The sequence below is a fragment of the Agriterribacter sp. genome (genome assembly GCF_035445465.1).
Classification (GTDB): Bacteria; Bacteroidota; Bacteroidia; order Chitinophagales; family Chitinophagaceae; genus Agriterribacter.
Window position 1 is genome coordinate 1 of the sequence record NZ_DAOMQT010000081.1, and the last position, 12,401, is coordinate 12,401.

At 41.8% G+C, this 12,401-nt stretch carries 11 protein-coding genes; all 11 read right to left on the reverse strand.

The features are described 5' to 3' along the window. Positions 1 to 250 (reverse strand): heavy-metal-associated domain-containing protein (locus tag PLE34_RS20515; protein WP_324560094.1); only part of this gene is annotated, 250 nt, incomplete at its 3' end. 155 nt (positions 251 to 405) lie between these two features. Continuing rightward, positions 406 to 969, reverse strand: a complete 564-nt coding sequence (locus tag PLE34_RS20520; protein ID WP_324560096.1) for a DUF2911 domain-containing protein — start codon at positions 967 to 969, stop codon at positions 406 to 408. 47 nt (positions 970 to 1,016) lie between these two features. Continuing rightward, positions 1,017 to 1,574, reverse strand: a complete 558-nt coding sequence (locus PLE34_RS20525) for a DUF3347 domain-containing protein (RefSeq protein ID WP_324560098.1) — start codon at positions 1,572 to 1,574, stop codon at positions 1,017 to 1,019. Between the two features lie 31 nt (positions 1,575 to 1,605). After that, positions 1,606 to 2,823, reverse strand: coding sequence for an efflux RND transporter periplasmic adaptor subunit (locus tag PLE34_RS20530; protein WP_324560101.1), 1,218 nt, complete (start codon positions 2,821 to 2,823; stop codon positions 1,606 to 1,608). Next, positions 2,820 to 4,145, reverse strand: a complete 1,326-nt coding sequence (locus PLE34_RS20535) for a heavy metal-binding domain-containing protein (protein ID WP_324560103.1) — start codon at positions 4,143 to 4,145, stop codon at positions 2,820 to 2,822. The genes PLE34_RS20530 and PLE34_RS20535 overlap by 4 nt, the downstream gene beginning before the upstream one ends. Next, complete coding sequence (locus PLE34_RS20540) at positions 4,123 to 5,373, reverse strand: TolC family protein (RefSeq protein ID WP_324560105.1); 1,251 nt, start codon at positions 5,371 to 5,373, stop codon at positions 4,123 to 4,125. Before PLE34_RS20540 ends, PLE34_RS20535 begins: the two co-directional genes overlap by 23 nt. A gap of 171 nt (positions 5,374 to 5,544) precedes the next feature. Further along, positions 5,545 to 7,479: an efflux RND transporter permease subunit gene (locus PLE34_RS20545; RefSeq protein WP_324560107.1), complete on the reverse strand. Its 1,935-nt coding sequence runs from the start codon at positions 7,477 to 7,479 to the stop codon at positions 5,545 to 5,547. Beyond that, complete coding sequence (locus PLE34_RS20550; RefSeq protein ID WP_324560109.1) at positions 7,476 to 8,771, reverse strand: efflux RND transporter permease subunit; 1,296 nt, start codon at positions 8,769 to 8,771, stop codon at positions 7,476 to 7,478. Before PLE34_RS20550 ends, PLE34_RS20545 begins: the two co-directional genes overlap by 4 nt. Positions 8,772 to 8,786: 15 nt before the next feature. After that, positions 8,787 to 9,164, reverse strand: a complete 378-nt coding sequence (locus tag PLE34_RS20555) for a heavy-metal-associated domain-containing protein (RefSeq protein ID WP_324560111.1) — start codon at positions 9,162 to 9,164, stop codon at positions 8,787 to 8,789. A 97-nt stretch (positions 9,165 to 9,261) separates the two neighbouring features. After that, complete coding sequence (locus PLE34_RS20560) at positions 9,262 to 9,660, reverse strand: HYC_CC_PP family protein (RefSeq protein WP_324560113.1); 399 nt, start codon at positions 9,658 to 9,660, stop codon at positions 9,262 to 9,264. 209 nt (positions 9,661 to 9,869) lie between these two features. Then, the coding region (locus tag PLE34_RS20565) for a cation-translocating P-type ATPase (protein WP_324560115.1) at positions 9,870 to 12,401 on the reverse strand (2,532 nt) is incomplete at its 5' end.

Sequence of the window (12,401 nt, forward strand, 5' to 3'; positions counted from 1 at the left end):
TGTTTAATACCGGGAAAGATTTCTTTACAGTAGCTACATCATAGCCTAAATCCCGAATTGCTTTTACGGCTTTTGGCACTACATCAATGGCGTCATCCGTATCAATGACAGCCCTGCTATTATTGAGTTCTACTTTGTGGGCAGTGATGCCTTTTACTTTGCTTAATCCCTTATCAACAATCAGGGCGCAATGTTCGCTGTCCACCCCTTCCAGTGGCATAGAAATAGAATTATTATTACCTTTTGACATATCCTTTCATTTTTTATACTAGCAAAACTACATGTCCGAAAGCCTCTTGCTGTTATATAATTATGGGAATAAGTTATATTATTAAGATTAAAAAGCTGTTGGATCCGATAGCCATCGGATTATTTATTTTTAGTTGGTTTGGCTAAAGCCGGGAACTATAAAACACTAAATGGAAATTCAACCTTGACTTTCTCCCAGGCCATTACAATTGTTCCGTTATTTCCCTTTCCGGCATCAATAAAATATTGTAGCCTTTCGGTAAGGGGATTTTTCTTTGGCTTTATTTTAAGTCTAACCACATCGTCTTTTTCATCATACTCCGTTGCCAGGTGTTGCTTCCAATGTTTGTTAATAATAACAGTCCATTCCTTTTTACCCGGAATAGTAAACAAGGCGTATTTACCTGCAGGAATATTTACCTTATTTATGGCAATTCCTTTATTGAATGTTATGGTAGTAGCGTCATGGGCACCCGTTACCCACACTTCATCGTAAGGAACCAGGCCGCCCCAAATAATCCTTTTCCTAACTCCGGGAGAATGATAATTGATAGTAATCGTTTCGGAGCCGATTTTGGTTTCTACCGCAGATTTGATACTTTTTTTAGAAGTATCTTTAACTAAGTTCGGATTATAACAAACTTCTTCTTTCTGTGCAATTGCCAGGCTTGCCCAACTACAAAAAAGAACGGTTAAAGCAAAACTGAATTTTCGTTTCATAAATTTTAATTTAAATAGTGTGGGGTGGTTCTGACAAAGAGATTGGTTTAATTAATAGTTTCTTTCACCGCGCCACAATTTATCATCTTGTCTCCAAAATAAGGATTGCGGATTTCTTTATTTCCACTAATCCATGAGGCACCTTTATCGTTAAAAGCCATCGGGCAATGCACTATATACAATTCACCATTAGCCAATCCCTCTTTTTTTACCAACGTTATCATATCATTGCTCATCGCTTCATACATTTTTCTTTGCGCTTCTATGCCTGAAGCCGTGGTGATTTTTGCGGCGGAAGTTTCAATAGCTGAAGCTCCATTTACTTCTTTAGCTCCTGCTTCTATGGCGTTAGCGGCTACTTTAGCTTCGGCTTCATCGCCATTGGTAAGCGCCGTGGTTAAATGAATGTAATGCTGATATACGGCATTGAGCTTATCATTCTTTAAAACCGGCTTTGTACTCGCATTGGTCTTATTTTGTTCCATTGCGGCGTGGTCATGATTAGCTTCGGTGTCGCTATTCTTTTCTGAATTCCCATTACCGGCACAAGCTGAAAGAAGTACTGCTGCCGCAAATGGGATGATTGTTTTTAATAAATGTTGCATTGTTTTAATTTTAAAATGTTTAAAAAATATATTAGTGATTATGTCCCGCCATTGGATTTTTGCCTTTTTTCAAAACAAACTCGCTGTACAGGAGGTAGGCTCCCGACACCACTACTACATCGCCTTCTTCTACACCTTTGATAATCTCTACCCGGTTAAAATTCTCAACGCCGGTTTCTACCATTCTGGGTTCAAACTTTCCAATACCCGTTTCCAGCCAAATATGTGCGCCTTTGCCATCGCGGATCACAGCATCTACCGGCAGCGCAATAGCTTTAAACGAATTGGCTACGGGCAATTCCACAATAGCCTGCATGCCTGCTTTTAGTTCATTGTGATTGTTAGGAATGCTTCCCCTGATCGTTAATAATTGGCTGGCAGCCTGCAATGCCGGGGCGATAAATTCAACCTGCATTTTGTGCGGCTCATTCCCGTAACCGGGAATAATTACATTTACCAAATCTCCTTTTTTTACAAGCCCCGCTTCGCCGGGATACAGATCCGCTTCTACCCAAATATTTTGATAACCTTCCAAACGCATGATGGAAACCCCTTCCGCTACATACTGGCCTTCAGTGATAAACAATTCGGACACTACAGCATTAACCGGTGAAGAATAGGTTACATAAGGACTGGTTTGTTTTTTACTTCTTAACTGTTGCAACTGGGCTTCAGTCTGGCTGTATAAAAGCAACTTTTGCTTTGCAGCCTCAGCTAACTGCTGAAATTTTTTGTCTTCCGGGAATTGTGTTGCCTGCGCTATCGCTATCAAATATTCCTGTTGCAAAGCAGCCAACTGTTCGGAATAAATTTTATACAAAGGCTGCCCTTTGCGTACCGACACACCGGTTTCTTTTACGAATAACACTTCCAGTCTTCCTGCTACACGGCTTGATATATATTCGGTTTGCTCCGGATTTACAGCAAGCCTTCCATTTAATTGTTTAAAAGATGAAAATGAACCGGTTTTAACGGTATCGGTAGCGATGTTCGCCAATGCCTGCTGCGGCGCGCTCAGGGTTAAAAAATCGGATGTGTTGGTTTTATCAAACAAAACCAAATCCATCCCACAAATAGGACAGGTGCCCGGTTTATCGCTTATGATTTGCGGGTGCATGGGACAGGTATAGGTTTTCCTTTCTGCTGTGTCAGTTTGATTTTCTGTATGCTCATCGTTGCAGGAACTAAACCCCAAAACGGATAATGCTGCCAGCAGTAAAACGGTCATATATTTTATGCTATTCCTCATTTTTCTTTGTTTGAATTGAAGCGGATAAAGCTTTCACTATCTACCAGATAGCTCGCATTTTTTGCTACCTGCCAGTCTGAAATATTGTCTAATATTTGCACCATACCCTCTATGGTGCTGCCTATGTTTACTTTTGTAGGAATGAAAACACTCTGTTCTTTTTTAAAGACAACCGATTGATTACCCAACCGTAAAACTGCTTTTTCAGGAAGCCACCAGGCATTTGATTTCACAACAGGAATGTTTGCGGTAAGCAATTTCCCGGGTTGCAAATTCGGGGTTGATAAATACACACGGGCTACGGTAAAACTTTCGCCATTGCGCTGGGTAGGTTCTATTAAGCCAATGTTTCCGGTCATCACATCATCGGGACTGGCAACAGAATGAAACACTAGTTTTTGTCCCCGCTTAATTTCTGATGCGAGTGGCGGTGCAAAAGAAAATTCCGCCACCGTGCTGTTGGATCGGTAAATAGTAAATATTGTTTCCCCCGCGTTTACATATTGCCCTTCACGTGTCATTACCGGCGACTGGCTGAAGGCAGGTTTTTGTATAGTGGAAGCTGCGGCAGGTGCAGCACCCATACCATCCATACGTCCTGATGCTGCTGGCGATGCTGGCATAACAGATGGTGATGCATTTGCGGCTACGTTTTTCTCAATAATATAACCGCTTAGGCTGCTATAAACGGGTACACGGTATAGCGGTTTTCCGGTTTTTATAACTTGTGCTATTTGAGCAGGTTGCATACCCAATAAACTTAATCTTTGTTTTGCTTTTTGTAATAAAGATGCGTCGTTATCGTTCCTGCTGATATAGATTAATTCCCTTTGTGCTGCCGCAAGATCAGGTGAATAGATTTCCATAATTAACTGTCCCTTGCTCACCGGCTGGTAATTGTATTTGATATTCATTCTTTCAATTCTTCCGGCAACGCGGCTGGATATGCTTACCTGTTTCCTGGTATCAAAGCTGATAATACCTTGTACCGGCACTGAAAAAATTCGTGTACCACTTTCGGCTTGTATGGTGGGCATGGTGGAAATGACCTGCTCATTCACCGGCTTTAATAAAGGCAATAAACTACTATCCAAATGCAGTTCGTGTGAACTGCTCATAGGAACCAAATCCATCCCGCAAATGGGACATGACCCCGGTTCATCGCGAATAATTTGCGGGTGCATGGGGCAGGTGTATTTAGTTTCCTTACTGTGCTGGTGCGCATCAGCAACAGATTTGCTTTCTGTTTTTTCTTTGCAGGAAACAAAGAGGAACAAAAGCAATAGTGGGATGATAACTTTACTTATATAATTCCTTTTCATAATCAACGATCATTTGATATAAATTTTGTTTTTCATCGAGCAGGTCAAGCTGCATCATGTTTAATGCTTCCCAATTTTGTATAAGCACATTTAGGGACAATTTATTTTCCTGGTAGGTTAAATAGCTTGCATCAAAGGTTTTTTCTAAGGCAGGTATCACCTTTTCTTCTATAGACCGGATGCGCTTCTGCATGGTTTGAATTTGTGCCTGCATGCCATACAACATGCCTTGTGTTTCCTGTAGCATGGCACCCCTTTCCTTTTCCATTGCGTTGATGTTGTACTGCATGGCTTTAACTTCTGAGGTGTACATTTTTTTAGACCAGGGTGCAATCGGTATAGACATCATTCCCATGACACTGTAAGCCTGCGGCATCATGCCAGACAGCGGAGACATGTGATCGAACTGGATTTTAAATGTTGGTTTGCGTTCGAGGTTCATCGCTTGGATGTTGAGCTGCATGGACCGGATGCTTTCATTCATGCGCAGCACATCTTTTCGCTGCGTGGACAGCGTTGCCGTATCATAAAACGGTGCGGCAATAAATCCGGGCTCATAAGTGCTATCAATCATAAAATCCTGGTTGCCGGGACGGTTCATCAATGCGTTGAGATACGCTTTTGCTTTGGCAATGTCTCCCTCCGGCATCAATAGCATGTTGCGGTTTCTTTGTATTTCCGCTTCTGCCCGGTACACGGTGCTTAACTGCGACTGATTGTAGGGATACCGCACTTCCTCAATCTTCTTCAGTGTCATCAAAATCTGTTCATTTCTTTCAATCACATTCAATTTTTGCAGGGCTACAAGCCAGGTGAAATATTGCCGTTTGGCCTGCGCTTTAAAATCGTTGAGCGTTATATCCCGGGTTGCATTTTCAATATTGCCCTGCGACTGTATATACGCTTTTCTTGCCTGTAGCTTTGAGCGGTTTGGAATTTCCTGTTCGAGCCGAAGCATGAGAGATCCTTTGTCCCGGTCGTCCATTACTTTTTGCAACGGATAAGGCGTCATAAAAGTACCTACACCTACCATTGGTGGCATCCAGGCGGTCGCAGCATCTGATCTGTATTTATATCCTTCTGCTTTTAGCGAATAGCTTTGCAAGAGGATGTTGTTACTGTCAATTTTTTGTATGATTTCCGCCAGGCTCATTACTTCTTTTTGCTGTGCCAAACCAATAACCGGCAGCAAAAAAAAGAACCCTGCTATATTTAATAATTTATTCATATTGATGTTTCGTGGTTTTTATGTTGAACAAAGTGATACAGTTGAAAAGCCGCGGGATAGAAAAGGAAAGCCCGCTGAAGCCTTTGTGCGTTGGCTTTGCGGCGGACTTGCAGCGGATAGCCCGGACCACTCTTGCCCAAAGAACTTAATGCTGACAGCCCCGTCGTTTCTTTAATGTTTAACATCGTGTATTTCCAGTTTACCGTATTTGCGTAATTCATATTCTTTGCTCATTAAAAAGATGAGAGGTGTTACCAGCAAAATATGCACAGCAGAAGTGAATACCCCGCCGATCATAGGAAGCACAACCGGTTTCATTACATCCGTTCCAACACCTGTTGACCACAAAACAGGCACCAGACCAAACAATGATACACATACCGTCATGATCTTTGGGCGCAAGCGCTTTGCAGCACCATGTATTACATACTCTCTTAAATCGGCTTTTGTAATAGTTTCGCTTGAATTGCCTTTTAGTTTGATTAGCTGCTGCATGGCATCATTAAGGTAGATCACCATTACAATACCCGTTTCTACTGCTATACCAAACAGCGCAATGAAGCCAACGGCAACAGCTACCGATAGATTTACCCCCCAGAAATAAATAATATAAGCGCCACCAATCAACGCAAAGGGAACAGTGATCAGACTTAAGAATGCTTCGCGTACCGAATGAAAAGCGAAGTAAAGGGAGAAGAAAATAATTACCAGTACAATAGGTGCAATCCACATCAAAGTTTGCTTCCCCCTGATTAAATTTTCGTATTGACCGCTCCACTCAATAAAATAACCGGTAGGTAAAATGTCGTTATGCTTGTTGAGTTTTTCCATGGCTTCTTCTACGGTGCTACCTAAATCCCGGTCACGCACATTGAACAATACGGCTCCCCGCAGCAATGCGTTTTCAGAGTTAATCATGGGTGGACCGTCTTCAAATTTTATATCGGCAACGGCACTCAATGGCACCTCGCCAAACCCGGTAGATTGAAGCGGTATTCTTTTTATTTGCTCGACGCTGTTTCTATACTCCTGCGCCAGGCGAACATTGATGGAAAAACGCTGACGACCTTCAACGGTTTGCCCGATGGGTGCACCACCCAATGCTGTTTCAACCGTTTGGTTTACATCATCCACATTCAAGCCATAACGGCCGAGATCTTCACGACGCACATCAATTGAAAGATATTTGCCTCCGGTGATGGGTTCCACATATAAATCGGTGATGCCTGCGGTTCCTTCCAGTGCCATTTTCACTCGTTCTGAAACAGCCGCCAGTGTATCGAGGCTTTGCCCATACACCTTTATACCTACATCGGTTCTGATGCCTGTTGACAGCATGTTGATGCGATTGATAATGGGTTGTGTCCATCCATTGACCACACCTGGAATTTGCAACTTTCCATCCAGTTCTTTTATAATGTCTGCTTTAGTAATTCCTTCCCGCCACTGATCGTGTGGCTTTAACATAATAATGGTTTCAATCATGCTGATGGGTGAATTATCTGTAGCGGTGCTTGCCCTTCCGGCTTTTCCTAAAACCTTGTCAACTTCAGGAACAGATTTTATGATCTTATCCTGCACCTGCAATATTCTTTTTGCTTCAGCATTCGAAATGTCGGGAAGAGTAACCGGCATAAAAAGAATGCTTTGCTCATCCAGCGGCGGCATAAACTCAGTGCCCAGGCTTCTTAATAAGGGAATAGAAATGAGCAGTGCCAATATGTTGATGGCGAGTGTTGTTTTGCGCCATTTCATAACCCATCGAATAATAGGTTCATATACTTTTTCCAAAAAACGGTTCACCGGATTAGCATTATCAGGCCTAAACTTTCCTTTCATGAAGAAAGAGATAAGCACAGGCGCTAATGTCAACACCAAAAGCGCATCAACAATCATGATAAACGTTTTGGTATATGCCACGGGGTGAAAGTATTTCCCCTCTTGCCCCGTAAGCATGAAAACGGGTAAAAACGAGGTAATGATGATGACCGTTGCAAAGAACACACCCCGTGACACCTGCTTACTTGATTTTTCAATAATGGACAACCGTTCTTCTTCGGTTATCCATTTCTCTTTTGGTTTTTTATTTTTCCGGAACCAGTTCATATTGTTTTATTTTTTTGTTCATCCTGCCATAGCGCATAACGTTCTGCCAGGTGCTTGTAAGCGTTTTCGCTCATGATAATACCATTGTCCACAATAACACCAATAGCCAGTGCAATACCGGTGAGAGACATGATGTTGGAGGAAATGCCAAAGGCATTCAACAAGATAAAGCTGATGGCAATGGTGATGGGAATTTGGATAATGATGCTAAAGGCACTTCGCCAATGAAAAAGGAATACAATAACGATGAGCGATACTACTATCATTTCTTCTATCAATGTCGTTTTTATAGAGGAAATTGTCTGCTTAATCAGTTCGCCACGGTCATACACGATATCAAACTTTACGCCTTCGGGAAAGCCTTTTGCCACTTCCAGCATTTTTTCTTTTACACTATTAATTACTGCATCAGCATTTTCGCCGTAGCGCATCACTACAATGCCGCCCACTCTTTCACCTTCTCCATCCTGGTCAAAAATACCGAGCCTCGTTTCGCCAGTCATTTGCACCGCTGCTATGTCGGCAACTTTTACCGCAATACCATTGGCTGTTTTTACCGGAATATTTTGTATTTGTTCAATGGACTTTAAATAGCCGGAAGTTTTTATAACATAACCTATGTCACTTAGCTCAAATTTGCGACCGCCACTTTCGTTATTGTTGGCACGTACGGCACTAATGACATCTCTAACAGAGAGCTTGTAGTATAAAAGCTTATTAGGATCAAGCGTTATTTGGTATTGCTTTTGAAAACCGCCGAATGATGCAATTTCACTGACGCCTTTTACATTTTGCAAACCAAACTTTATGTACCAGTCCTGTAATGCTCTTTGTTCGCCCAGGTCCATACCTGGGGCATCAAGGCTGTACCATAAAATATGTCCCACACCGGTCCCATCGGGACCTAACTGCGGACTAACGCCTTGCGGCAGGTTTCGCGAAATGGTGCTTAATCTTTCCAGCACTCTTTGTCTTGCCCAGTAAACGTCCACATCATCTTCAAAAATCACATAAATAAAACTCATCCCGAACATGGAAGTACCTCTTACATATTTTATTTTGGGAAGCCCCTGCAGGTTTGTTACCAACGGATAAGTTACCTGATCTTCTATCAGTTGCGGGCCTCGCCCCATCCATTCGGTAAATACAATAACCTGGTTTTCCGAAAGGTCGGGGATGGCATCAATGGGATTGTTTTTTACGGCAAAAGCGCCCCATACAAATAAGCCTGCTACAAGCGCAAGCACGATGAACCGGTTACGCAGCGACCATTCTATAATACGATGTACCATAAATCTTATTTATTATTAGTGGTGCTGTAAATGGTCCTGTTTTGCTTCAACTTTTTTCCTTTCGTACTTGCAGCAGCCCGGCAGTTTGTCATATACTTTATCATCTGCTTTATACTTTTCAGTATCGTGACCTACAGCAGTCACTTTCTTTTGAATTTCATTGTTACTGATCTTGCCAGGATCATAGGTAACGGTTAATAACTTTGTATCAGTATCCCATTCAGCGGCTGAAATATCTTCCAGCTTTAAAGCTTTTTGAATTCGGCTCTTGCACATACTACATTCACCATATACTTTTATCGTGTCGGTGTTAGACGGTGCTGATTGTTGAGCAAACAAAGGAGATGTAGCTATTGCAAATACTGCAATGAGTATGAACCTGAGAGATTTCATAAAATATATTTTGTGTTATAATAAATGGAAAATGATGGCAAATAGAAATGCCTTTAGCCCGACAGCATACTGCCCGGCTCAAAAAAGGAGATAAACTTTAAATACGGAAAACGCAGTTGCGTTTGTAGATGGCAATGCCGCTACTTTGTGGCGGGGCATTGCTTGTTGGGTTTTTTTCGGTAATGGAAGACAACGCGATGGTAGGAACTTCGATAAATGAAACAGGAAGGGCTAAAGCAGTTAAATATAATCCCTGGAAAAAGGTTTCTGTTATACTGTGATCAGTGGTAACTTTTAAGTGCTTATGTTCATCCTTACAACAGTTGTTATCGCCCTTTTTACTTTTGTCCATACCGCATGAAGGACACTTTTCTTTCTCATTCCCAACTACATTCCATTCCACCATCTTGTCCATGCAATAATGCATGTAAACAGTAGCGCCAGATGTAGAGGCGAAGTATGTAAATGTTAATATGAGAATGAGAAACTTCTTCATTTTATCGGCACAAAGGTATAGTTATTTTAAGAAAATCGGCTAAATTGTCTTTGTTAATGTTAGTAAACATAGGTAGAAAAGATATTATGGTAAAAGGCCATAGAACTGATTTGTTTGAAATGTTTTCTTATTCATAAACCATAATATTCGTTCATAATAGCTATTCCCTACTTGAATGTTACCGTTATAGTCAGCAAATGCTTCACTGATTAAATAATAACTTTAAACCGTTTTAGAAGTTGATTAATCAACAGTGAAAGGAATGAAAAGACGATAATGATACTCCAGTCTTTCCAGCCGTGAATGGTTATTTTCAAAACTTTACTAACTGCTGGAATCCAGTATGCTAAAAGGGCCAGAATAATACAGGCAACCACAGCATACCACACATAACGGTTAGTAAACACCTCTGATTTGAAGAAGGACACACCTCTTTCGAAATACATATTAAATACATGCAGTACCTGCGAAAAAATAAGCGTATAAAAAAGGATGTTATTGCATAACTCGGCATTCCATGCCTCATCAGCGTGCAATAATTCATGGCTGGCAAACACTGCGCCTATTGTAGCAATAGCAATTACAGACGAATAAACAAATAGTGCCTTCCATCGTTTGGGGTCAATAATGGGTTCAGAGGAGGAAAACGGTTTACGTTCCATGATGTGCGGAGCCGCTTTGGTAACACCCAGTGCAAGCGCCGGCAGTACATCCGTTATAAGGTTTATATAAAGTATTTGTATAGGAAAAAGCTGAAAGTGCAGGTTTAGGATTGCTGCCGTTGCAATTACAAAAAGTTCACTCATGTTGCATGAAAGCAGGAAAATGATAAATTTCCGGATATTGTCGAATATGGCCCTGCCCTGTTTTATTGCAAGTACAATGGATGAAAATGCATCGTCTTTTAATACCATATCAGCCACTTCCTGCGCTACCTGTGTGCCTCTTTGTCCCATGGCAATTCCTATATCTGCTTTCTTCAGGGCGGGTGCATCGTTTACACCATCACCAGTCATACCAACCACCATTTTCTTTTCCTGGTATAAGGATACCAGGTCTAATTTCTGTGCCGGGCTAACTCTTGCAAAGACCGAGGTATTTAGCCACTTCGTTTTATCTTCTTCAGTAAGCTCCTCATAGGGTTTCATAGCATTGCCATGCATTACTTCATCTTCCTGATTAGCCAGACCTAACTGCAGCGCAATATTCTTTGCAGTGGCAGGATGATCGCCTGTAATCATTACGACTTTAATTCCAGCGGATTTACATTCTTTAATGGCTTGTGAAACTTCGGGCCGTGGAGGATCAATAAAGCCAATTATGCCTGCCAGGGTTAACTGATTTAAGTACTCACTTTCCTTTTCGTCGGTATTCCGGTAAGCAAAAGCAAGCATACGCAAACCAGATTGTGCCCTTTGCTCGGCAAAATTGAGCCAGGCGTTTCTTTTAGATTCATCAAGCGTTACAACTTCATCACCCTCCAACACAAATGTGCAGTAATGCAGTAATTCTTCTACTGCACCTTTGGCGGCAATATAATATCCCTGTTTATTGCCATGAAATGTAGCCATTACTTTGGTGTCAGAAGAAAATGGAACTTCATCCAACTTTGGATATTCTTTAATATACTCCTGCTGTTTGGTAGGTCCGCAATAAACCATTTTCAGTAATCCTACTTCCATAGGATCACCTGATTCTTTTTGGGTGTTATTTTCAAAATAATACGTAGCCGTGTTGCATAAAGCGGCAACACAGCACAGCTGATCATAAGCCCCCTTACCTTCAATCTCATTTCCATCCACCCATTTGATTGAAGCGCCTGCAATATCCAGATTGATTCTTGATGCGGCTTCGTTAATCTGAATAAAGGCTGCCTCGATTTTATTTTGAGTCAGCGTTCCTGTCTTGTCCGTACAAATCACATTGGTACCTCCCAGCGTTTCCACTGATGATAATTTTTTTACAAGTACATTATGCCTTGCCATACGCAACATGCCAAACGCAAGGGCCAATGTTGACACAATGGGCAGCCCTTCCGGAATGGCCGCAACCGCCAGCGCAATGGAAGTTTCCATCATTTGCACTATATTTTGCCCGTTTATTATTCCCGCAATAAAGATGATAACCAGCAAGATCACCGTCATCCAGATCAGTTTTTTACTAAACGACTGGATCTTTTTCTCCAGCGGTGTTGCTGCCTGGTCGGCCTGTTGAACCATGCTGGCAATAGCTCCCAATTCTGTTTGCATGCCTGTTTGAATCACTATAGCATAGCCATTTCCTTTGGTAACAAAAGTGCCTTTGTAAAGCATGTTATGACGTTCGGCAAGTGGAGCTTTTTCTGGTAGATCAGACATATTTTTTTCTATGGGAAGGGACTCTCCGGTCAGCGCAGATTCATCGGTTTGTAATTGTGTCGATTTTATGACCCTGGAATCAGCAGTGACCATATCTCCACCTTCTATAAATATGATATCACCAGGCACTAATTCTTCCGAAGGCACTTCAGATAACCTGCCCTCTCTTAAGACCCTTGCAGGAACTATGGTAAGTTTTTTTAGCGCCTCCATAGAACGTTCTGCCTGGTATTCCATAAAAAATCCAATTACCCCGTTGATCACAATAACAGCCATAATAGCAATACCATCCAGCCACTCCTGGAAGAAAAACGAAAGCCCTGCCGCAATTGCCAGTAACAACATAAAAGGACTGATAAACTGATTTACCAGGATCATCAACGG